The sequence below is a fragment of the Micromonospora sp. NPDC057141 genome (genome assembly GCF_042670805.1).
Taxonomy (GTDB): Bacteria; Actinomycetota; Actinomycetes; order Mycobacteriales; family Micromonosporaceae; genus Micromonospora.
The window spans coordinates 1-21061 of sequence record NZ_JBHUVA010000025.1; the positions used below are offsets into that span (position 1 = coordinate 1).

The following is a 21061-nucleotide window of genomic DNA, read 5'->3' on the forward strand; positions in this document are numbered from 1 at the left end:
CCGCCGGGGCCGCCGCCCGCGCCCCGCCCGCGCCGCCCGCGTTTGTCGCGTCGACCGCCGGGTAGCCACCGCCGACCGTGCCGGCGGCGCGACCGCACCGGCGAGCGTGCCCGACCCGCGGGAGGACAGCGATGATGGGACCCGGCGACTTCGGCTCCGACCCGTGGGACGAGTTCCTGGCCCGGTACTTCGGCCGGGGCGAGGGAGGACGCCGGCCGGCGCATCGGGTCGACATCACCCGGCTGATGACCGCCGACGCGCGGGAGATGCTCGCCGACGCGGCCCGTCGGGCGGCGCAGCGGCACAGCAACGACCTCGACACCGACCATCTGCTCTGGGCGGCGTTGCAGCGCGAGGCGCTGCGCGACCTGGTCCGTCGGGCCGGCGCCGACCCGGACGCCCTGGTCAACGCCCTCGGTGGGCGCGGCGACGGCGCGCCCCGGGGCGAGGTGCCGCCGAACCTGTCCCTCACCCCGGCGGCGAAGCGGGCGCTGCTCGACGCCCACCAGCTCTCCCGCGCGATGGGCGCCAACTACATCGGCCCCGAGCACATCCTGATGGCGCTGCCGCTGAACCCGGAGTCGCCGGCGGGCCGGATGCTCGCCGCCGGCCGGATCCAGCCGGAGTCGTTGCAGGCGGCCAGCGCCGAGCGTGGGCCGATGTCCGGCCCGAAGCCCGACCACGGCACCCCCACCCTCGACCAGTACGGCCAGGACCTCACCGAGCTGGCGCGCAACGACCAGATCGACCCGGTGATCGGGCGGGCCGCCGAGATCGAGCAGGCCGTGGAGATCCTGTCCCGGCGGACGAAGAACAACCCGGTGCTCATCGGCGAGGCCGGCGTCGGCAAGACCGCGATCGTGGAGGGGCTGGCCGAGCGGATCTGCGACGGCGACGTCCCGCAGACGCTGATCGGCAAGCGGGTGGTGCAGCTGGACCTGGCCGGCCTGGTCGCCGGCACCCGCTACCGGGGCGACTTCGAGGAGCGGCTCAAGAAGGTCATCGAGGAGATCCGCGCCCACCGCGACGAGCTGATCATCTTCCTCGACGAGATCCACACCCTGGTCGGCGCGGGCGGGGCGGGCAGCGAGGGTGGGATGGACGCGTCCAACATGCTCAAGCCGGCGCTGGCCCGGGGCGAGCTGCGGGTGATCGGTGCGACCACCCTGGACGAGCACCGCCGCAGCATCGAGAAGGACGCCGCGCTCGCCCGCCGGTTCCAGCCGGTGCTGGTGCCCGAGCCCACCGTGGACGACACCGTGGCCATCCTGCGCGGCCTGCGGGACCGCTACGAGGCCCACCACCAGGTGCGGTTCACCGACGAGGCGCTGGTCGCCGCCGCCGAGCTGTCCGACCGGTACGTCACCGACCGGTACCTGCCCGACAAGGCCATCGACCTGATCGACCAGGCCGGGGCCCGGGTACGGCTGCGCACCCGTACCCCCGCCTCCGACGTGCGGGAGCTGGAGCAGCAGCTCGACGAGGTGCGCCGGGACAAGGAGCAGGCGGTCGCCGACGAGCAGTACGAGCGGGCGTCCGCCCTGCGCGACCGGCTCGCCGAGGTGGAGGAGCAGATCAGCCGGGCCAAGGGCGACGACGGCGGCGGCTCGCAGGTCCCGGCCGTCGGCCCGCAGGAGATCGCCGAGGTGGTGTCCCGGGCCACCGGCGTCCCGGTCGCCCAGCTCACCGAGGAGGAGCGCGACCGGCTGCTGCGCCTGGAGGGGCAGATGCACCAGAAGGTCGTCGGCCAGGACGACGCGGTGGGCGCGGTCGCCGAGGCGGTCCGCCGCTCCCGGACCGGGCTGGCCGACCCGAACCGGCCGATGGGCAGCTTCCTCTTCCTCGGTCCCACCGGGGTCGGCAAGACCGAGCTGGGCCGCGCCCTGGCGGAGGCGCTGTTCGGCGAGGCCGACCGGATGATCCGACTGGACATGAGCGAGTTCCAGGAGCGGCACACCGTCGCCCGGCTCGTCGGCGCGCCCCCCGGCTACGTCGGGTACGAGGAGGCCGGCCAGCTCACCGAGGCGGTGCGCCGCCGCCCGTACGCGGTGGTGCTGCTCGACGAGATCGAGAAGGCCCACCCGGACGTGTTCAACACCCTGCTCCAGGTGCTCGACGACGGCCGGCTCACCGACAGCCAGGGCCGGACGGTGAACTTCAAGAACACCGTACTGATCATGACGAGCAACCTCGGTTCGGAGCTGATCACCGGCAGCCAGCGTGCCGTCGGCTTCGGCGCGGGCGAGCCCGGCACCGAGCGGGAGAGCGACGAGCTGCGCGAGCGGCTGATGCGCCGGCTCCAGGAGAACTTCCGCCCGGAGTTCCTCAACCGCATCGACGAGGTGATCATCTTCCGCCGGCTGGAGCAGCAGCAGCTGCGCCAGATCACCGAACTGCTGCTGGAGGAGACCCGCCGCCGCCTGCACGCCCAGGACATCGACGTCGCGTTCACCGTCGCCGGGATCGACTGGCTCGCCGAGCACGGCTACCAGCCGGAGTTCGGGGCCCGCCCGCTGCGCCGGGTGATCCAGCGCGAGGTGGACAACCGGCTGTCCCGGATGCTGCTGGAGAACGCCGTCTCGCCCGGGCAGAAGGTCACCGTGGACGTCCGCGACGGGTCGCTGGCCTTCGAGGTGGCCGCCGGCGACCGGGGCTACACCGCCGCCGCCACGTCCCACCCCCGGTGAGCGGGCGAGGCCGCAGATGACCGAACCCGAGGAGACCGCCGGGGAGGCCGGGACCGACCCGGACCGCAGCGAACCGATCGAGGTTCCGCCGACGGCCAACCCCGCGCGGGTGCGGGTGCCGCCGGAGGGCCTGGGTTCCCACACCGGCGACCCGGAGCCGTCCGGGCCGCCGTCCGGAGAGGAGGCGTGATGGTACGCGAGGCGCGACTCGAGCCCGAGGTGGAGGTGCTCTGGGAGGAGTTCCACGCCGAGGTGAACGTCACCTCCGAGCAACTGCGCAGCTGGCTGCTGACCCGCGGTTCCGGTGCGGAGTCGTTCGGGGCGGGCCCGGACCTCGACCTGCCCGAGCCGGGCCGGCAGATCCTGGCCGTGCTCCGCAAGCGCAAGGTCGACCTGACCCGCGACGACATCGAGGTGATGCGGGAGGCCGTCGACCGGATCCGGTCCCTGACCGCCGCCCGCCCGGCCGCCGGTGCCGCGGACGACGAGTGGCGGCGCTCTCTGCTCGACCTGGGCCACGACGCCCTCGTGGAACGCTGACCCGCCGCAGCGGGCCGCGGCACCGCTGCCCGGCCCCGCCGCCCGGTGACGGCGGCGGGGCCGGGGCGGGTTCACTCCGATTCCATGCTGCCGATCTTCAGGCCGACGGCGTCGGCGGCGGCCTGGAGATCGCCGCGCGCCCGTTTCTCCCGGCTGAGCAGGGTGGCGTACTCGGTCACGTCGGCGGGGCCGGGGACCTCGGGCAGGCGGCGCAGGAACGCCTCGACGTCCCGGGCGGCGGCGCTGTGCGCGGCGGCCGCCACGCGCAGGGTCTCCCGGTCGTCGGCGGTCGGCTGGGCATTGGTCATGGGGCCCTTGATACCCACCGTCAGGCGGTTCGCACCCCGGAACCGGTGCCCCCGGCGAGTGGCCCGGCCGGGGCCGACCGGCGTACCCCGAAGTCCGGGTGCCGCAGCAGCCAGGCAAGGTAGTCGGGGTGCGCGGCGAGCGAGTCGCCGTACACGGCCACCGCGGCCTCCAGCACCTCCTCGGCGAAGCTCGCGCCGCCCGAGTCCGGGTGCCAGCCCAGCAGCAGCCGCCAGCGCAGCGGCGCCCCGGCCAGCCGCCGGGTCACCAGCCCGGGCACCGGACGGAAGGTGGCCTGGCACAGCGCCACCGCCGCGCCTGCCTCCACCAGGTCGATGCAGCCGCGCACGTCGGCCTCGTACACCTTGCGGGGGGTGAAGCCGGCGCGGGCGCAGGCGGCGGCGAAGCAGTCGCCGAAGCAGCCGTCGCCGGGAGCGGCGACCCACTGCTCGGCGCGCAGGTCCACCAGCCGCACCTCGTCGTGGTCGGACACCGGGTGCTGCTCGGGCAGCAGCACCTGCACCGGCTCCATCGCCACCTCCCGCCAGGTCAGCCCGTACCCGGCCGGCGGGACCGCGTCGCCGCAGACCCCGACCAGCGCGTAGTCCAGCCGGCCGCCGCCGACGAGCTGGGCCAGCTCGTCGGCGGACCAGGAGGCGTACGTGGTGATCTGGGCCTGTGGGTGCGCGGCGGCGAGCCGGTGCACCAGACGGCCGAGGATGGGGCTGTTCACCCCGCCGAAGCGGTACCGGGCGAGGGTCGGGCCCGCCCCGGCCAGCCGGGCCGCCTCGTCCTGGAGGCCCTGCATGGCCGGCAGCAGCACCCGGGCCCGGGCCAGCACCAGCTCGCCGAGCGCGGTGGGCCGGGCACCGCGGCGGTCCCGTTCGAACAACGACCCGCCGAGCGCCCGCTCGATGCGTTGGAGCTGGGCGGTCAGCGCCGGCTGGGCCAGGCCGAGCGTGGACGCCGCCTTCGTCACGCTCCCTGTCTCCGCGATGGCGCAGACCACCCGCAGGTGTCTCAGCTCCAGATTCATACCGTGACGGTATGACCACGGAAGGATCGATGGAAGGGTCCTGGCGGATAGGAGTTGACCGATATTTATTGGTGACCGCCCGGTATTCGGTCGGTGACCCCGCGGTAACCGTCCGGTATTCGGTCAGTCTCCCGGTGGAAGCAGGTCCGACGCGTACGTCGGCCGGTCCGTCACCGCGTCGCGGACCTCGTTCACCGCGCCCACCGCCGGCTCGACGATCCGGTTCCACGGCGGCGTCGCCGGCGTCCCCGGTAGCAGCCCTCCTCGGGCACGGGTGGCAGCGGCGGTACCAGGTCGCGTCCCCGCGAAACGGCGAACCCGCCGGGCGGGGGCGCTGCCTGGCCGGGCGGGGGCGCTGCCCGGCCGGCGCGGCTGGTATGAAGAAGCGATGACGAGCGACGCCGCTTCCGCCCCGCCCGACCCCACCGCCGAGGTCGTCGACCTCTGCCGCGACCTGCTGCGCATCGACACCACCAACACCGGGGACAACGCCACCAGCGCGGGGGAGCGCGTCGCCGCCGAGTACGTCGCCGAGAAGCTCGCCGAGGTCGGCGTCGAGTCCCGGATCCACGAGTCCGCCCCGGGCCGGGCCAACCTCGTCGCCCGCATCCCCGGCGCCGACCCTGGCCGGGACGCGCTGCTCGTCCACGGTCACCTCGACGTCGTCCCCGCCGACGCCGACGAGTGGTCGGTGCACCCGTTCTCCGGCGAGCTCCGCGACGGCTACCTGTGGGGCCGGGGCGCGATCGACATGAAGGACTTCGACGCCATGGTGCTGGCCGTGGTGCGGCACTGGCGGCGCACCGGCGTCCGGCCCGCCCGCGACATCGTGCTCGCGTTCACCGCCGACGAGGAGGCCGGCAGCGACTACGGCGCGCACTACCTCGCCCAGCACCACCGCGACGCCTTCGACGGCTGCACCGAGGCGATCGGTGAGGTCGGCGGCTTCTCCTACACCGTCGACGAGTCCCAGCGGCTCTACCTCATCGAGACCGCCGAGAAGGGCATCGACTGGCTGCGGCTGCACGCCAAGGGCCGCCCCGGCCACGGCTCGATGGTGCACGACGACAACGCCGTGACCGCGCTCGCCGAGGCCGTGGCCCGCATCGGCCGGCACCGCTTCCCCGTGGTCGTCACCGACACCGTGCGCGCCTTCCTCGAGGAGGTCTCCGACCTGCTCGGCGTCGAACTCGACCCGGAGGACCCGGAGACGGCCATCGCCAAGCTCGGCCCCATCGCCAACATCATCGGCGCGACCATCCGCAACACCGCCAACCCGACCCGGCTCGCCGCCGGCTACAAGGACAACGTCATCCCCGGCCGGGCCACCGCCACCATCGACTGCCGCAGCCTGCCGGGCCAGTCGGAGCTGCTGGAGCAGCAGCTGCGCGAGCTGGTCGGCCCCGACATCGCGATCGAGTACGTCCACCGCCAGCCCGCCCTGGAGACCACCTTCGACGGCGACCTCGTCGATGCCATGTCGGCGGCGTTGCGCGCGGAGGACCCGGGCGCCCGGCCCGTGCCGTACATGCTCTCCGGCGGCACCGACGCCAAGGCGTTCTCCGAGCTCGGCATCCGCTGCTTCGGCTTCGCCCCGCTGCGGCTGCCGCCCGACCTCAACTTCTCCGGCCTGTTCCACGGCATCGACGAGCGGGTGCCGGTGGACGGACTACAGTTCGGCGTGCGGGTTCTCGACCGCTTCCTCCGGAGTTGCTGACCGTGTCCGCCGCCCCATCCCGCCCGGCACGGATCGTCCCCCATCGCGAAGGGAACGCACATGTCCGACCAGCACGGTGAGCTGGACGCCGCCCTGGAACGGGTGATCGGCGCCGCCCGCCAGCACCTGGCCGCCGTTCGCGCAGCCCAGGGCCGCATCGACGACGACGACGTCTGGCAGGCGTACGTCGCCCTGAACAACGCCTCGTTCGCCTACGACGAGCAGCTGCTCGACGCGTTCGGCGAGGTCACACCCTGGGACGTCGAGTCCATCGACCCCGACGAGGCCGACGAGCGCTTCGGCGCGGCCGAGGGCGTCGAGGCGACCGACCCGCACCCCCGGGTCATCTCGGTGCGTCAGCGCCGCGACTACCGGGTGCCCAGCGTCGCCGCGCTGATCCGGGTCGCGGAGGCGGCCCGCCGCGAGGGCACCCCCGAAGAGGACGAGCCCGCGCCCGTCGAGGGCGTCGGTGAGGCGGTGCTGGAGCTGCTGCAGAGCGGCGACGGGTCGCTGTCCGCGCTGGACGTCCCGGAGCTGGAACCGCTCGACGGGGTGGTGATGGTCAGCGAGGTCGGCACCCCCGTCGACCTGGAGTCGTTCGACGACGACGACCCGGTGGGCCCGTTCCAGCCGGCCGCCGACGACCGCCTCGTGGGCCGCCTCGACGAGCACCCGTTCCTCGACCTGGAGGGCGAGGAGCACGACCACGCGGGGCACCGCCACTAGCGCGGGGCACCGCCACTCGGCCGGGCTCGCCCCGGGGCCCGGCCCGCCGGCGGGGCCCCGGGGCGGCGGCGGGCGCGGGCCGCCCGGGTCAGTACGACAGGTCGGGCTGCGGCTGGTTCACCCGGCGGCGGCGCAGCATCACCTGCCGCGTGCCGTCCCGGTACAGGCGCACCCGGGCCAGCTCCCACCCGGAGAACTCCGCCTGGATCGCCAGCTGCGCCGCGGCGGTCAGCCGGTCGACGTTCGAGGGCAGCCGCAGCGGCGCGTATTCGTAGTCCATGCGTTCCATGCTGCCCAGCCCGGCGGCCGTCCGCCACCCCGCCCACCTGGCCCGGCCAGCTCGCCCGCCTGGCCCGGCCACCCCGCCCACCTGGCCCGGCCACCCCGCCCACCTGGGCTCACCTGGCCCGGCCGGCTCGACCGCGTCGGCGTGCCCGGCCGGATCCGCTCAGCCGTCCCGTTCGGGATAGCCGACCGGCACGGCCGACACGTCGTCGAGCGCGACGATGATCTCCGCTGGCAGCGTCATCCGCTCCACCTGGAGCGCGCCGAGCAACTGACCGACCGTCCGCGCGCCGAGGATCGGGGCGGTCACGCCCGGCCGGTCCCGGATCCACGCGAGCGCCACCTCCAGCGGCGACACGCCCAGCCCCCCGGCCGCCGTGGCCACCGCCTCCACGATGCTGGAGCAGCGCGGCTCCAGATACGTCGCCACGAACGGCTCGAAGTGCGGCGACGCGGCCCGCGAGTCCGCCGGCCGGCCGTGCCGGTACTTGCCGGTGAGCACCCCCCGGCCCAGCGGTGACCAGGGCAGCACCCCCAACCCCAGCGCTGCGCAGGCCGGCAACACCTCCCGCTCGACGCCCCGCTCCAGCAGCGAGTACTCCACCTGGGCGGCGACCACCGGGGCCCGCCCCGGCCAGGCCGCCTGCCAGGCCGCCGCCCGGGCCGTCTGCCAGCCGGAGAAGTTCGAAACCCCGACATAGCGGACCCGGCCGCTGGCCACCGCGTGGTCCAGCGCCGCCAGGGTCTCCTCCAGGGGCGTGTCCGGGTCGTACCCGTGGACCTGCCACAGGTCGACGTGGTCCGTGCCGAGCCGGCGCAGCGAGGCGTCCAGGGTACGCAGCAGGTGCCCCCGGGAGCCGTCCCGGCGCCGGCCGCTGCCCGGCCGCAGCCCCGCCTTCGTCGCGATCAGCAGCTCGTCGCGGGGAACCAGGCTGCCCAGCAGCGACCCGATGACCGACTCCGCGTCCCCGTCGCCGTACACGTCGGCGGTGTCCACCAGGTTGCCGCCCGCGTCGAGGAAGCTCTTCAGCTGGGCGGCCGCGTCGTCGGCATCGGTGTCCCGACCCCAGGTCATGGTGCCGAGCGCGAGCCGGGAAACCGCCAGCCCGCTTCGGCCGAGCGGTCGCTGTTGCATGGGTGAACCTTATTTCGAACCCGCCGCCACGGATATCCTCGCTCCCGTCAAGTTCCTGCTCGCCCTCCTGGCGGCACCCACCCCCGGCCCTGTGACGCGTTCGGGGTGAGCCGGTCGTCGGCCCGCCCGCCCGCATTGCGTAACCTGATGCGACCTGTGGTGCGCCGATGGGGGAGGACCAGTGCGACTCGGGCTAAGTCTCGGATACCAGACGGCGTGGAGCACACCCGCCGACCACCTGGCGCTCGCCCAGGAGGCCGACCGGCTCGGCTACTCGGTGGTGTGGGCGGCGGAGGCCTACGGCTCCGACTCGCCCAGCATGCTGGCCTGGATCGCCGGCCAGACGGAGCGGATCGACGTCGGCAGCGCGGTGATGCAGATCCCCGCCCGGACCCCGTCGATGACCGCCATGACGGCGGCGACCATCGACGCGCTTTCCAACGGCCGGTTCCGGCTCGGCCTGGGCGTCTCCGGCCCCCAGGTCTCCGAGGGCTGGCACGGGGTGCGCTTCGCCAAGCCCCTCGCCCGCACCCGCGAGTACGTCGACATCGTCAAGCTCGCCATCGCCCGCAAGGAAGTCGCGTACGACGGCGAGTTCTACACCCTGCCGCTGCCCGACGGCCCGGGCAAGGCGTTGCGGCTGGGCTTCCACCCGCCGCGCGAGCAGGTCCCGATCTACCTCGCCGCCGTCGGCCCGAAGAACCTGGAGCTGGCCGGCGAGATCGCCGACGGCTGGCTGGCCGTCTTCTACGCCCCGGAGTTCGCCGACGAGCAGCTCGCCGCCGTGGCCGCCGGCCGGGCGAAGGCCGGCAAGGAACTGGCCGGCTTCGACGTCGTGCCGTCGGTGCCGGTGGTCGTCGGCGACGACGTCGCGACCTGCGCCGAGCTGGTCCGCTGGTACGCGGCCCTCTACGTCGGCGGGATGGGCAGCCGGCAGCAGAACTTCTACAACCAGCTCGCCACCCGGATGGGCTACGGCGATGCCGCCCGCGAGGTGCAGGACCTCTACCTGGCCAAGCGGCAGCGCGACGCGGCCGCCGCCGTGCCGATGGAGTTCATCGACCGCACCTCGCTGCTCGGGCCCAAGGAGCGCATCGCCGAGCGACTGCGGGAGTACGCCGCCGCCGGCGTCACCACCCTGTCGGTGACCCTCTTCGTCGCCGACCGGGACAGCGGCGTGCAGACGCTGCGCACCGTCGCCGAGGCTCTCGAGTTGTCCGGGGTCGGCGAGTGACCTGGATCGAGGCCATCGTCCTGGGCGTCGTCCAGGGGCTCACGGAGTTTCTTCCGGTCAGTTCGTCGGGGCACCTGCGGATCACTTCGGCGATCTTCTTCGACCGGGACGCCGGCGCCTCGTTCACCGCGGTGACCCAGCTCGGCACCGAGGCGGCGGTGCTCATCTACTTCGCCAAGGACATCTGGCGGATCACCCGGACCTGGCTGGTCGGGCTCTGGGACCGCTCGGTGCGCTCCAGCCTCGACTACCGGATGGGCTGGTACGTCATCGTCGGTTCGATTCCGATCGGGCTGTTCGGCTTCCTGTTCAAGGACCAGATCCGCACCGCCGGGCGCAACCTGTGGGTGGTCGCCACCACACTGATCGTCTTCGCGTTCGTCCTCGCCTTCGCCGAGTACTGGGGACGGCAGACCCGCACCCTGGAGAACTTCCGGATGCGCGACGGCGTCGTGATGGGTTTCGCCCAGGCGATGGCGCTGATCCCCGGCGTGTCCCGCTCCGGCGGCACGCTCACCGCCGGTCTGCTGCTCAACCTCACCCGGGAGACGGCGGCCCGGTACTCGTTCCTGCTCGCCATCCCGGCAGTGGTGATGTCGGGCATCTTCAGCGTCGGGGACGTCTTCGAGCCGTCCGCGCCGGGGACCTCCGCGCCGAGCGGGGCGCAGATGGTGGTGGCCACGCTCATCGCCTTCGTGATCGGCTACGCGGCCATCGCCTGGCTGCTGCGCTACGTCGCCCACCACACCCTGTACGTCTTCGTGCTGTACCGGGTCGCCCTGGGCACCCTCGTCCTTGCCCTCCTGATGACCGGCACCATCGCCGCCACCTAGGTGCAAGGAGGGGTCCCTTGTTGACGCCCCGGCTCGGTCGGGTGCCGGGTCGGGGGTTGCGCCCCGCTGACCAGGGACGCCGCCGGCCGGGTCCCGTGTGGTGGGGGCCCGGCCGGTGTTGCCTAGTCAGTTGGTTGTGTGTGGGTTTGGGTTAGCTGTTCCAGTGTTGGGTGACGAGGTCGGCGGCCTGTTGTTCCCATTGGGCGTAGGCGTCGGGGTAGGCGGAGACCTGGACGGTTTGGGCGGCGTCGGTGAGGGGCATGTCGTGCCAGCCGTCGACCTGCTTGAGGCCGGTGAGGAATGCGGTGGTGGCGTATTCGGGGTCGGTGATTTGTTCGGGGGTGCCCCAGCCGCTGGAGGGGCGCTGTTGGAACAGGCCGAGGGAGTCGTGGTCGTTGTGGTCGCCGAGGTGGCCGAGGTTCTGCAGCTTCGATTCCTGTAGGGCGGTGCCGATGGAGATGACGGCGGCGCGTTCGTCGAGGCCGGTCTTCTTGGTGGCGGTGATGATGGCCTTGGCGTTGGTGGTCTGTTCGGTGTCGAGGTCGATGTGCGACTGCGCGCCCTGTACGCCGTGGGGGGTGAGGGCGGCGGTGTCCACGCCGGTGTTGTCGGTCTGGGCGGCGGCGGGTCGGGTGTCGACCGTGTCGGTGCTGGTGGTGGTGTGGTGGAGGGGTCCGGCGGCGAGGCCGGCGGTGGCGGTGAGTCCGGCGATGCCGAGGACACTCTTGCGCAGGATGGTGGTGGTCATGGGGGTGACTCCAATCCGGGGGTCGACACCCACCCGGGCAGAGGGCTCGGGGCGGGTGTGAGCACCACGTCGAGGCGCCCGAAGGGGAAGACGAGAGGGGACCGGCGCAGGCGGAGGGGCTGGGGTGGCGCCGGGCCCAGGTGTAACGATCGGGGCCCAGCCCGCATTCCAGCCGATGCCCTCCCGGGTGGATCCGGCAGGTCCGGTACCCGGGGGTGGCCCGGTACCGGGGTGGGTCGGGGGGCCTGCTCGATCGTCTGTCAGGTGTAACGCCCCGGGGCCTGCGGCGATTCCGCCCCCGGGGTGCCGCCCGCCACCACCCACCGCCCCACCGAACCGGACAAACACCCTGAACGCGGCCTGACCGGGCGCGAGGTCGACTTCATGTCGGCGACGTGGGGGTATCCGGGCGGGCGGGACCCCGCCATGTCGCCGCCGACATGAAGTCGATATTCAGCTGTCGGGCAGGCCCAGCCTTCGGCCTGGGCGTGGTTCTGCCGTCGCCCGTACCCCATAGGGTGGGCAGCGTGGCGACTCTTCTCCTCCTGCGGCACGGCCGCACCACCGCGAACGCGGACGGCGGTCTCGCCGGACGCCAGCCCGTCGAGCTGGACGACACCGGCCGGGCCCAGGCGACGGCGGTGGGTGAGCGGCTGCGCGGGCTGCCGCTCGCCGCGGTGGTGACCAGTCCGCTGGTCCGGTGCCGGCAGACCCTGGAGTTGGCACTGCCGCAGGCCGCGCCGACGGTGGACGAGGGGCTGATCGAGTGCGGGTACGGCAGTTGGGAGGGGCAGCCGCTCAAGAAGCTCGCCAAGGAGCCGCTCTGGCCGGTGGTCCAGCAGCACCCGAGTGCCGTCGTCTTCCCCGACGGGGAGGCCATGGCGGCGATGGCGGCCCGGGCGGTCGCCGCGGTGCGCTCCTGGGACGCCCGGATCACCGCCGAGCACGGGACCGAGGCGGTCTGGTTGGCGTGCAGCCACGGCGATGTGATCAAGGCTATCGTGGCGGACGCGTTGGGCGTACACCTTGATCTTTTTCAGCGCATCGTCGCGGACCCGGCGTCGATCACGGCGATCCGGTACACGCCGCTGCGGCCCTTCCTGCTACGGCTGAACGATACGGGCGGTGACCTGGCCGGGCTGGTGCCGCCGCCGCGCAGGCGCCGGCGGCGGGCCGCGCGGCCGGCGGAGTCCGACGCCGCGGTCGGCGGGGGATCGGGGGCCGGGCGGTGAGGCCGGCGACCGGCGCCCCCGTGGTCGGGCGGGCCGGGCGGTACGACGGGCGCGGCGCGGGCGCGCGATTCCCCGTACGTGGGGTGCGCGGCGCTGTGGCGCGCCGGATAGGGTCGTGGGTATGACCCACCAGGTGCACGCCTTCGAGCCGCCGGAGCGGTTCGTCGCCGGGACCGTCGGGGCGCCCGGGGAGCGCACGTTTTTCCTTCAGGCCCGCGGCGGAGGCCGGCTGGTCAGCGTCGCGCTGGAAAAGGTCCAGGTGTCGTTGCTCGCCGAGAAGCTGGAGGAGTTGCTCACCGAGGCGCAGCGCCGCTTCGGCGTGCAGCTGCCCGAGGCGGTGGCCTCCGTGGGCGACAACGATCCGCTGGACACACCGGTCGACGAGGAGTTCCGGGTCGGCACCCTCGGGCTGGCCTTCGACGTCGACACCGCGACCGTCGTGATCGAGGCGATCGCCGCCGGCGAGGCGGAGGCCGAGCTGGGCGGCGAGGAGGAAGACGACGACGAGGAAGACGACGACGAGGAGCCGGACGAGGACCTGGACCGGTTGCGCGTCCGGCTGACCCCCGAGGCGACCCGCGAGTTCATCGAGCGGGCCCGCCGCGTGGTCAACGCCGGCCGCCCGCCCTGCCCGCTCTGCGGTCAGCCGCTGGATCCCGCCGGGCATCTCTGCCCGCGGCACAACGGTTATCACCGGTGACCTCGTCGGAACTCGAACGTCGGCAGGACGATGCGGCGATGCTACGGCTGCTCCGCGACGGTGAGCTGACCGTCGAGGGCCGCCTGGTCGACGCCTCCAACGCGACGCTGCTCGGTGCGCTCACCCTCGACGGGGTGAGCGCCCGCTGCGTCTACAAGCCGGTGCGGGGTGAGCGTCCCCTCTGGGACTTCCCGGACGGCACCCTCGCCGGCCGGGAGGTCTCGGCGTTCCTGGTCTCCCAGGCCACCGGGTGGGACCTGGTTCCGCCGACGGTGCTACGCGACGGTCCGTTCGGGCCCGGCTCCTGTCAACTGTGGATCGACGAGCCTGCCGACGCGGAGCCGCTGGTCGGCTTCGTGCCGGCGGAGGCGGTGCCGCCGCGCTGGTTCCCGGTCGCGGCGGCCCGGGACGACGACGGCGCCGCGTACGCCCTGGCCCACGCCGACGACCCGCGCCTGGCCCGGTTGGCGGTGCTCGACGCGGTGATCAACAATGCGGACCGCAAGGGCGGGCACGTGCTGGTCGGCGCGGACGACCGGCTCTACGGCGTCGACCACGGGGTGAGCTTCCACGTGGAGGACAAGCTGCGCTCCGTGCTCTGGGGCTGGGCCGGCCGGGAACTGCCGCCGGACGCCCTCGAGATGCTCGCCGACCTGACCGTCCAGGTCGGCGGGGAGCTGGGCGAAGAGCTGGCCGAGCACCTGACGATTCGCGAGGTCGCCGAGCTGGGCTCGCGGGTGGGCCGGCTGCGCGACACCGGCCGGTTCCCCCAGCCGCCGCAGGACTGGCCGGCGATGCCCTGGCCGCCGATGTAGCCGCCGATCGGGCCCGACCGGGCGGCCCGTCGGACGCCCCCAGGGCCGCCGATCGGGCGACCCCGGGCCGCTCACCAGGGGCGTGAGCGGTTGTCGCGTTGGTCACCCGTGGGGTGGGCCCGGCGCGTGGGGCGGCTGGTTAGGCTGACGGTCATGGAGTCTTGGACGGGACATGAGGTGCCACGGCTGCCCGGCAGGGGTGGCCCGCTGACATTGTTCGACTCGGCCCGACGCGGTGCCCATCCCAGTCGACCCGGCGACGTGGCCACCATGTACGTCTGCGGCATCACCCCGTACGACGCCACGCACCTCGGCCACGCCGCCACCATGATCACCTTTGACCTGGTGCAGCGGATGTGGCGGGACGCCGGCCTGACGGTGCGCTACGTGCAGAACGTCACCGACATCGACGATCCGTTGCTGGAGCGGGCCGAGCGCGACGGCGAGGACTGGAAGGTCCTGGCGATGCGGGAGACCGCGCTGTTCCGTGAGGACATGGAGGCGCTGCGGATGATCCCGCCGGCGCACTACGTCGGCGCGGTCGAGTCGATCCCCGACATCGCCGACAAGGTCATCGTGCTGCTCAAGGACGGGGCGGCCTACCGGCTCGACGACGGCACCGGCGACGTCTACTTCGACATCGCCGCCGCGCTCGAGTTCGGCTACGAGTCCAATCTGTCCCGGGCCGAGATGCTGGAGATCTTCCCCGAGCGTGGGGGCGACCCGGAGCGGGCCGGCAAGCGCGATCCCCTGGACCCGCTGCTGTGGCGCGGCGCCCGCGAGGGCGAGCCGTCCTGGCCCGGCGGCGACCTCGGCCCGGGCCGCCCCGGCTGGCACATCGAGTGCGCGGTGATCGCGCTGAACCTGCTCGGTGAGTCGATCGACGTGCAGGGCGGCGGCAACGACCTGCTCTTCCCGCACCACGAGTGTTCCGCGGCGCACGCCGAGCGGCTCACCGGCCGGTCGCCGTTCGCGACCCACTACGTGCACGCGGGCATGATCGGCCTGAACGGCGAGAAGATGTCGAAGTCCAAGGGCAACCTGGTCTTCGTCTCCAGGCTGCGGGCCGACCGGGTGGATCCGATGGCGGTCCGGCTCGGGCTGCTGGCCGGCCACTACCGCGCCGACCGCACCTGGACCGATGGCCTGCTCGCCGCCGCGCAGGAGCGCCTGGCCCGCTGGCGCCGGGCCGCCGCCGCGCCGTCCGGGCCGTCCGGCGAGGCCTTCCTGGCGGGGGTACGCGAGCGCCTCGGCGACGACCTGGACACCCCGGGTGCGCTCGCGCTCGCCGACGGTTGGGCCGAGGCGGCCCTCGCCGGCACGGGCACGGACCCCGCCGCCCCCGCCCTCTTCGCCACCACCCTGGACGCCCTGCTCGGCATCCGCCTCTAACCACCCACCCACCCCACCCACCCCCTCGCCCCTCCCCCCTCGTCCCGGTGATCAAGAGGAAAGCGTCAGAGTTGATCTCGACGATGACGCAAACCTCTTGATCAACCGGGCCAGGGGTGCGCGGGCAGGCGGTGGGGCGGGGGTCAGCCCAGCACCAGGCCCGGGTCCGGGTCGGGATCCGGGGCGGGGGCCGGGATCCGGTACTCCTCGGTGAGCGTGGTCATCGGGCCGGGCCAGGTGGCCTGGGCGACCTCGATGGGCTTGCGCCGGGCGTCGTAGGCGACGTGCAGCAGGTGCAGCACGGGGGTGTCGGGGCGGATCTGGAGGGTTTCGGCCTCCTCCCGGCTGGGCTGGCGGGCGGTGATGGTGTCGGTGGCGGTGACGTAGCGCCGGCCGGTGGCCTCCTCCGCCTCCTGGTAGAGGGGCCGGCCGAACGCCTCGCCCCGCTCCAGGGAGGTGCCGGCGGTGTCGGCCGGGAGGAACCAGGAGGCGCCCACCTCGACGGGGGAGTCCTCGGTGCGTACGAGGTGACGGCGGCAGAGCAGCTCGGTGCCGTCGGTGACGCCGAACGCGTCGGCCACCTCGGGCGGGGCGGGGGCGCGGCCGACCGAGACCAGCTGTTGACGGTAGCGGGCGGCCAGGTCGGTGTGGTAGCCGCGGAAGCCGCCGTACCGGCCCCGGGAGAGGCGGTTGAGTCGGCGCCGGGTGCCTCTGACGTACGTACCGGAGCCGGGTTTGGTGATCAGGATGCCCTCGACCCGCAGCTGGTCGACGGCGCGTTGCACGGTCTGCTTGGCGACGCCGAACATCTCGGCGATGGCCGGGATGGACGGCAGCCGCTCGCCCGGCCCCCAGTCGCCGCGGCGCACCTGGGCCTTGAGCTGCGCGGCGATCTGCCGGTGCGGGAACTCGGCCGCACCCGGGTTGATCTGCATGGCTCCTCCTGGAGATCACAGCTAGGTTCCTAGGATGCCTTAGGCGGCGTGACCGCGCTACCCCTGACACGCGAAAGCCCCCGGAACCATCGGTCCGGGGGCTTTCGCGACGAACCGGCGCAGCTACCAGGAACCGGCCGTCGGGCCGGCCGAGCCGCCGCGACGGCGCAGGTACTTCTCGAACTCCTGGGCGATCTCATCCCCGGTCAGCGGGGTGATGCCCGCGTCGCCGACGCGTTCCTCCAGCTCACGCACGTACTCGCCGAGCTCGGCGTCCTGCTCGGCGGCGCCGCGCACCCGCTGCTCCCACTCCGCGGCCTCCTCCGCCAGGTCGGCCATCGGCACCGGCAGGTCGAGCACCTCCTCGACCCGGTGCAGCAGCGCGAGGGTGGCCTTGGGGCAGGGCGGGTTGTTGGCGTAGTGCGGCACGTGCACCCAGAACGAGACCGCGTCGACCTCGGCGCGGGTGCAGGCGTCGTGCAGCACCCCGACGATGCCGGTGGGGCCGTCGTAGCGGGTGGGGGTGAGCTGGTAGCGCCGCGCGGCCTCCGCGTCGGAGGCGCTGCCGCTGATCGGCAGCGGCCGGGTGTAGGGAACGTCGGCCAGCAGCGCGCCGAGCAGCACCACCCGCTCGACCTCCAGGCTGTGGCAGATCTCCAGCACCTGCTCGCAGAACGTGCGCCAGCGCATGCTCGGCTCGATGCCCCGGATCAGCACCACGTCCCGCTCAGTGCCTTCCGGGCTGGCCACCATGAACCGGGTGGTGGGCCACTCGACGCGGCGGGTCTCGCCGTCGGCCATCGTGATCGTCGGCCGGCTGACCTGGAAGTCGTAGAAGTCCTCCGGGTCCAGCTCGGTGACCTGCCGCGCCTGCCAGACCTGCTCCAGATGTTCGACCGCCGCGGTCGAGGCGTCCGCGGCGTCGTTCCAGCCCTCGAAAGCGGCGATGGCCACGGGGGACCGCAGCACCGGCAGTCCGTCGAACTCGGTCATGCCGTCACCTCGCCCTGTCGTCGGCGGGCGGCCCCGGGCTGCGGCCCGGTCGTCCGTCCGCCGGGCCCGGTGACGTCCCTGATGTCCTTCACGTCCGTCAGCCTACGTGTCGGGGCCGGATGCGGCCCGTCGGCCGCGCCGGTCCGGCCCACGGGCCCCCGGTGGGCGGCGGCACGCCCCGGCCGGCGAACCGTCGCACTACCCTGAGTCACGTGCGGACTTCGCTGCTGGACGTGCTGGCGGAGCGGGTCCTCGTCGCCGACGGCGCGATGGGGACGATGCTCCAGGCGACCGAGCTGACCCTGGACGACTTCGAGGGGCACGAGGGTTGCAACGAGATTCTCAACGTCACCCGCCCGGACGTGATCCGTGGGGTGCACGACGCCTACCTCGCTGCGGGCGCCGACTGCGTCGAGACGAACACCTTCGGCGCGAACCTCGCCAACCTGGGTGAGTACGACATCCCGCACCGGATCGGGGAGCTGTCCGAGGCCGGCGCGCGGATCGCCCGGGAGGCCGCCGATGCGTGGAGCACCGCCGAGCGGCCCCGGTTCGTGCTCGGCTCCATCGGTCCGGGCACGAAGCTGCCCACCCTCGGGCACGCCGCGTACGCGACGCTGCGCGACGCGTACCAGGAGAACGCGGCGGGTCTGCTCGCCGGCGGCGCGGACGCGTTGATCATCGAGACCTGTCAGGACCTGCTCCAGGCGAAGGCGGCGGTGGTCGGGTCCCGCCGCGGGATGGCCGGGGCCGGGCAGCGCGTGCCGCTGATCTGCCACGTCACCGTGGAGACCACCGGCACGATGCTGCTGGGCAGCGAGATCGGCGCGGCGCTGACCGCGCTGGAGCCGCTGGGCATCGACCTGATCGGGCTGAACTGCGCGACGGGCCCGGCGGAGATGAGCGAGCACCTGCGCTACCTGTCCCAGCACGCCCGGGTGCCGCTGTCGGTGCTGCCGAACGCCGGCCTGCCGCAGCTCACCGCCGACGGCGCGGTCTATCCGCTGACCCCGGTGGAGCTGGCCGACGCGCTGGAGCGGTTCGTCGCCGAGTACGGGGTGTCGCTGGTCGGCGGCTGCTGCGGGACGACCCCGGAGCACATCCGGGTGGTCGCCGAGCGGCTGCGCGGGGCGCGGCCGGGTGCCCGCGAGCCGCGCGCCGAGGCCGGGGTCTCCTCGATCTACCAGCACGTGCCGTTCGCCCAGGACGCCAGCGTGCTGATGGTGGGGGAGCGGACCAACGCCAACGGGTCGAAGGCGTTCCGGGAGGCGATGCTGGCCGGTGACTGGCAGGCGTGCGTGGAGATCGCCCGCAGCCAGGCCCGGGACGGGTCGCACCTGCTGGACGTGTGCGTGGACTACGTGGGCCGCGACGGCACCCGGGACATGCGGGAGCTGGCCGGTCGGTTCGCCACCGCGTCCACGTTGCCGATCATGCTGGACTCGACCGAGCCGCAGGTCATCGAGGCGGGGCTGGAGATGCTCGGCGGGCGGTGCGTGGTCAACTCGGTCAACTTCGAGGACGGCGACGGTCCGGGTTCCCGCTACGCCCGGGTGATGCCGGTCGTCGCCGAGCACGGGGCGGCGGTGGTGGCGCTGCTCATCGACGAGGAGGGGCAGGCCCGTACGGCGGAGTGGAAGGTCCGGGTCGCGCAGCGGCTGATCGAGGACCTGACCGGCCGGTGGGGGCTGCGCCGGGCGGACATCCTGATCGACGCGCTGACCTTCCCGATCGCCACCGGGCAGGAGGAGACCCGGCGCGACGGCATCGCCACGATCGAGGCGATCCGGGAGATCGCCCGGCGCTGGCCGGGGGTGAACTTCACCCTCGGCGTGTCGAACGTGTCGTTCGGGCTGAACCCGGCGGCCCGGCAGGTGCTCAACTCGGTGTTCCTGCACGAGTGCGTGCAGGCGGGGCTGACGTCGGCGATCGTGCACGCCAGCAAGATCCTGCCGATGTCGAAGATCCCGGCCGAGCAGCGGGAGGTCGCTCTGGACCTGGTGTACGACCGGCGCCGCGCGGGCTACGACCCGGTGCAGCGGTTCATCGAGGTCTTCGAGGGGGTGGACGCGTCCTCGGCCCGTGCCACCCGGGCGGAGGAGTTGGCGGCGCTGCCGCTGGACGAGCGGCTGCGGCGGCGCATCGTCGACGGCGAGCGCACCGGCCTGGAGGCCGACCTCGACGCGGCGATGGCCGGGGGCCGCCCGCCGCTGTCGATCATCAACGACCTGCTGCTGGACGGCATGAGGGTGGTCGGGGAGCTGTTCGGCTCGGGCCAGATGCAGCTGCCGTTCGTGCTCCAGTCGGCCGAGGTGATGAAGACGGCGGTGGCCCACCTGGAGCCGCAGATGGAGAAGGCCGACGACGGCGGCAAGGGCCGGATCGTGCTGGCCACGGTCAAGGGCGACGTGCACGACATCGGCAAGAACCTGGTGGACATCATCCTGTCCAACAACGGCTACGAGGTCGTCAACATCGGCATCAAGCAGCCGATCTCGGCGATCCTCGACGCCGCCGAGCAGCACCGGGCCGACGCGATCGGCATGTCGGGGCTGCTGGTCAAGAGCACGGTGATCATGAAGGAGAACCTGGCCGAGATGGCCGAGCGCGGGGTGGCGCAGCGCTGGCCGGTGCTGCTCGGCGGGGCGGCGCTGACCCGGGCGTACGTGGAGGACGACCTGCGGGCGGCGTTCCCGGGGCAGGTTCACTACGCCCGGGACGCGTTCGAGGGGCTGTCGCTGATGGACCGGGTGATGACGGCCAAGCGGGGCGGCGCGCCGGTCGTGGACCCGGAACGGGAGGCGGCCCTGGCGGCGCGGCGGCAGCGCCGGGAGCGGCAGCGGGCGATGGTCGGCGAGGCGCTTCCGGGGCTGGACGACGCGTCGGTGCGCTCCGACGTGGCGGTCGACGTGGCGGTGCCGACGCCGCCGTTCCTCGGTACCCGGGTGGTGAAGGGCCTGCCGCTGGCGGAGTACGCGGCGCTGCTCGACGAGCGGGCGACGTTCCTGGGGCAGTGGGGGCTGCGGGGCGCGCGGGGCGGCAAGGGCCCGTCGTACGAGGAACTGGTGGAGACCGAGGGGCGGCCCCGGCTGCGCTACTGGCTGGACCGGCTGACCGCCGACAAGGTCCTCGAGGCGGCGGTCGTGTACGGGTACTTCCCGGCGTACTCGGAGGGCAACGACCTGGTGGTGCTCGACGAGGACGGGCGCACCGAGCGGGCCCGGTTCACGTTCCCGAGGCAGCGGCAGGAACGGCGGCTGTGCCTGGCCGACTTCTTCCGGCCGCGCGGCGACGGGCTCGACGGTGACGGGTTGGACGTGGTGGCGTTGCAGCTGGTGACCGTCGGGCAGGCGATCAGCGAGTACGCGGCGAAGATGTTCGCCGGCAACGCCTACCGGGACTACCTGGAGGTGCACGGCCTGTCGGTGCAGCTCACCGAGGCCCTCGCCGAGTACTGGCACCGGCGGATCCGCTCGGAGCTGACGCTGCCGGGTGGCCGTACGGTGGCCGACGACGACCCGGCGGACCTGGCGGGTCTGCTGCGCACCGACTACCGGGGCTGCCGGTACGCGTTCGGCTACCCGGCCTGCCCCGACCTGGAGGACCGGGCGAAGATCGTGGACCTGCTGGGCGCGGACCGGATCGGGGTGCGGCTGTCGGAGGAGTTCCAGCTCGTGCCGGAGCAGGCGACGGACGCGATCGTGGTGCACCACCCGGAGGCGAACTACTTCAACGCCAGGTGACCGC

General features: G+C 73.4%; 19 protein-coding genes. 12 read left to right on the plus strand and 7 right to left on the minus strand.

What is annotated here, in order from left to right; translation table 11 throughout:
• Positions 1–131 precede the first annotated feature (131 nt).
• The 3 genes from ACFT41_RS15550 to ACFT41_RS15560 are packed head-to-tail and all read left to right on the plus strand — an operon-like array spanning position 132 to position 3227.
• Positions 132–2687, plus strand: a complete 2556-nt coding sequence (locus ACFT41_RS15550; RefSeq protein ID WP_377589461.1) for an ATP-dependent Clp protease ATP-binding subunit — start codon at positions 132–134, stop codon at positions 2685–2687.
• A gap of 16 nt (positions 2688–2703) precedes the next feature.
• The gene (locus tag ACFT41_RS15555) at positions 2704–2877 is read left to right on the plus strand and encodes a hypothetical protein (protein ID WP_377589462.1); all 174 of its coding nucleotides are present in this window, start codon (positions 2704–2706) and stop codon (positions 2875–2877) included.
• Complete coding sequence (locus tag ACFT41_RS15560; protein ID WP_377589463.1) at positions 2877–3227, plus strand: DUF3140 domain-containing protein; 351 nt, start codon at positions 2877–2879, stop codon at positions 3225–3227. The genes ACFT41_RS15555 and ACFT41_RS15560 overlap by 1 nt, the downstream gene beginning before the upstream one ends.
• A gap of 71 nt (positions 3228–3298) precedes the next feature.
• On the opposite strand, the gene ACFT41_RS15565 is transcribed toward ACFT41_RS15560, so the two are convergent.
• Positions 3299–3535, minus strand: a complete 237-nt coding sequence (locus tag ACFT41_RS15565) for a hypothetical protein (RefSeq protein ID WP_377589464.1) — start codon at positions 3533–3535, stop codon at positions 3299–3301.
• 20 nt (positions 3536–3555) lie between these two features.
• Complete coding sequence (locus ACFT41_RS15570; protein ID WP_377613894.1) at positions 3556–4569, minus strand: LysR family transcriptional regulator; 1014 nt, start codon at positions 4567–4569, stop codon at positions 3556–3558.
• A gap of 388 nt (positions 4570–4957) precedes the next feature.
• Between ACFT41_RS15570 and ACFT41_RS15575 the strand changes: the two genes are divergently transcribed.
• Both ACFT41_RS15575 and ACFT41_RS15580 read left to right on the plus strand, forming a co-directional pair.
• Positions 4958–6286 carry a M20/M25/M40 family metallo-hydrolase gene (locus tag ACFT41_RS15575; protein ID WP_377584563.1) on the plus strand — a complete coding sequence of 443 codons (1329 nt, stop codon included), beginning with the start codon at positions 4958–4960 and terminating at the stop codon, positions 6284–6286.
• Between the two features lie 60 nt (positions 6287–6346).
• Positions 6347–7012 carry a hypothetical protein gene (locus ACFT41_RS15580; protein WP_377584561.1) on the plus strand — a complete coding sequence of 222 codons (666 nt, stop codon included), beginning with the start codon at positions 6347–6349 and terminating at the stop codon, positions 7010–7012.
• An 88-nt stretch (positions 7013–7100) separates the two neighbouring features.
• On the opposite strand, the gene ACFT41_RS15585 is transcribed toward ACFT41_RS15580, so the two are convergent.
• Positions 7101–7292 carry a DUF5703 family protein gene (locus ACFT41_RS15585; RefSeq protein WP_377584558.1) on the minus strand — a complete coding sequence of 64 codons (192 nt, stop codon included), beginning with the start codon at positions 7290–7292 and terminating at the stop codon, positions 7101–7103.
• Positions 7293–7460: 168 nt separating this feature from the next.
• Positions 7461–8432, minus strand: a complete 972-nt coding sequence (locus ACFT41_RS15590) for an aldo/keto reductase (RefSeq protein WP_043968769.1) — start codon at positions 8430–8432, stop codon at positions 7461–7463.
• 181 nt (positions 8433–8613) lie between these two features.
• Here ACFT41_RS15590 and ACFT41_RS15595 point away from each other — a divergent pair, with 181 nt between their 5' ends.
• Together ACFT41_RS15595 and ACFT41_RS15600 are read left to right on the plus strand one after the other, a co-directional pair.
• Entirely contained in the window at positions 8614–9666 is a 1053-nt protein-coding gene (locus tag ACFT41_RS15595) for an LLM class F420-dependent oxidoreductase (protein WP_377584555.1), read from the plus strand.
• Positions 9663–10499, plus strand: coding sequence for an undecaprenyl-diphosphate phosphatase (locus tag ACFT41_RS15600; RefSeq protein ID WP_377584552.1), 837 nt, complete (start codon positions 9663–9665; stop codon positions 10497–10499). The genes ACFT41_RS15595 and ACFT41_RS15600 overlap by 4 nt, the downstream gene beginning before the upstream one ends.
• Positions 10500–10650: 151 nt before the next feature.
• On the opposite strand, the gene ACFT41_RS15605 is transcribed toward ACFT41_RS15600, so the two are convergent.
• Entirely contained in the window at positions 10651–11247 is a 597-nt protein-coding gene (locus ACFT41_RS15605; RefSeq protein WP_377584550.1) for a hypothetical protein, read from the minus strand.
• 518 nt (positions 11248–11765) lie between these two features.
• On the opposite strand from ACFT41_RS15605, the gene ACFT41_RS15610 reads away from it, so the two are divergent.
• From ACFT41_RS15610 to mshC, 4 genes are all read left to right on the plus strand, one after another.
• The gene (locus ACFT41_RS15610; RefSeq protein ID WP_377584547.1) at positions 11766–12479 is read left to right on the plus strand and encodes an MSMEG_4193 family putative phosphomutase; all 714 of its coding nucleotides are present in this window, start codon (positions 11766–11768) and stop codon (positions 12477–12479) included.
• Positions 12480–12600: 121 nt separating this feature from the next.
• Positions 12601–13179: a DUF3090 domain-containing protein gene (locus ACFT41_RS15615; RefSeq protein WP_377584545.1), complete on the plus strand. Its 579-nt coding sequence runs from the start codon at positions 12601–12603 to the stop codon at positions 13177–13179.
• On the plus strand, positions 13176–13994 hold the full coding sequence (locus tag ACFT41_RS15620; protein WP_377584542.1) for an SCO1664 family protein: 819 nt from the start codon (positions 13176–13178) through the stop codon (positions 13992–13994). Before ACFT41_RS15615 ends, ACFT41_RS15620 begins: the two co-directional genes overlap by 4 nt.
• Before the next feature lie 153 nt (positions 13995–14147).
• The gene (mshC, locus tag ACFT41_RS15625; protein ID WP_377584539.1) at positions 14148–15386 is read left to right on the plus strand and encodes a cysteine--1-D-myo-inosityl 2-amino-2-deoxy-alpha-D-glucopyranoside ligase; all 1239 of its coding nucleotides are present in this window, start codon (positions 14148–14150) and stop codon (positions 15384–15386) included.
• Positions 15387–15529: 143 nt separating this feature from the next.
• Here the strand turns inward: mshC and ACFT41_RS15630 are convergent, their stop codons facing one another.
• Positions 15530–16321 (minus strand): GntR family transcriptional regulator, encoded by a 792-nt coding sequence (locus ACFT41_RS15630; RefSeq protein ID WP_377584536.1) that lies wholly within the window; start codon positions 16319–16321, stop codon positions 15530–15532.
• 123 nt (positions 16322–16444) lie between these two features.
• Complete coding sequence (locus ACFT41_RS15635; RefSeq protein WP_043968784.1) at positions 16445–17314, minus strand: PAC2 family protein; 870 nt, start codon at positions 17312–17314, stop codon at positions 16445–16447.
• Positions 17315–17526: 212 nt separating this feature from the next.
• Here ACFT41_RS15635 and metH point away from each other — a divergent pair, with 212 nt between their 5' ends.
• Positions 17527–21057, plus strand: a complete 3531-nt coding sequence (metH, locus tag ACFT41_RS15640; RefSeq protein ID WP_377584533.1) for a methionine synthase — start codon at positions 17527–17529, stop codon at positions 21055–21057.
• The last annotated feature ends 4 nt before the right edge of the window (positions 21058–21061 follow it).

What these genes read in the sequence shown, in the direction of transcription:
- ACFT41_RS15550 (WP_377589461.1), top strand. Translation starts at nt 132, where the DNA reads ATGATGGGACCCGGCGACTTCGGCTCCGACCCGTGGGACGAGTTCCTG.
- ACFT41_RS15555 (WP_377589462.1), top strand. Translation starts at nt 2,704, where the DNA reads ATGACCGAACCCGAGGAGACCGCCGGGGAGGCCGGGACCGACCCGGAC.
- ACFT41_RS15560 (WP_377589463.1), top strand. Translation starts at nt 2,877, where the DNA reads ATGGTACGCGAGGCGCGACTCGAGCCCGAGGTGGAGGTGCTCTGGGAG.
- ACFT41_RS15565 (WP_377589464.1), bottom strand. Translation starts at nt 3,535, where the DNA reads ATGACCAATGCCCAGCCGACCGCCGACGACCGGGAGACCCTGCGCGTG.
- ACFT41_RS15570 (WP_377613894.1), bottom strand. Translation starts at nt 4,569, where the DNA reads ATGAATCTGGAGCTGAGACACCTGCGGGTGGTCTGCGCCATCGCGGAG.
- ACFT41_RS15575 (WP_377584563.1), top strand. Translation starts at nt 4,958, where the DNA reads ATGACGAGCGACGCCGCTTCCGCCCCGCCCGACCCCACCGCCGAGGTC.
- ACFT41_RS15580 (WP_377584561.1), top strand. Translation starts at nt 6,347, where the DNA reads ATGTCCGACCAGCACGGTGAGCTGGACGCCGCCCTGGAACGGGTGATC.
- ACFT41_RS15585 (WP_377584558.1), bottom strand. Translation starts at nt 7,292, where the DNA reads ATGGACTACGAATACGCGCCGCTGCGGCTGCCCTCGAACGTCGACCGG.
- ACFT41_RS15590 (WP_043968769.1), bottom strand. Translation starts at nt 8,432, where the DNA reads ATGCAACAGCGACCGCTCGGCCGAAGCGGGCTGGCGGTTTCCCGGCTC.
- ACFT41_RS15605 (WP_377584550.1), bottom strand. Translation starts at nt 11,247, where the DNA reads ATGACCACCACCATCCTGCGCAAGAGTGTCCTCGGCATCGCCGGACTC.
- ACFT41_RS15615 (WP_377584545.1), top strand. Translation starts at nt 12,601, where the DNA reads ATGACCCACCAGGTGCACGCCTTCGAGCCGCCGGAGCGGTTCGTCGCC.
- mshC (WP_377584539.1), top strand. Translation starts at nt 14,148, where the DNA reads ATGGAGTCTTGGACGGGACATGAGGTGCCACGGCTGCCCGGCAGGGGT.
- ACFT41_RS15630 (WP_377584536.1), bottom strand. Translation starts at nt 16,321, where the DNA reads ATGCAGATCAACCCGGGTGCGGCCGAGTTCCCGCACCGGCAGATCGCC.
- ACFT41_RS15635 (WP_043968784.1), bottom strand. Translation starts at nt 17,314, where the DNA reads ATGACCGAGTTCGACGGACTGCCGGTGCTGCGGTCCCCCGTGGCCATC.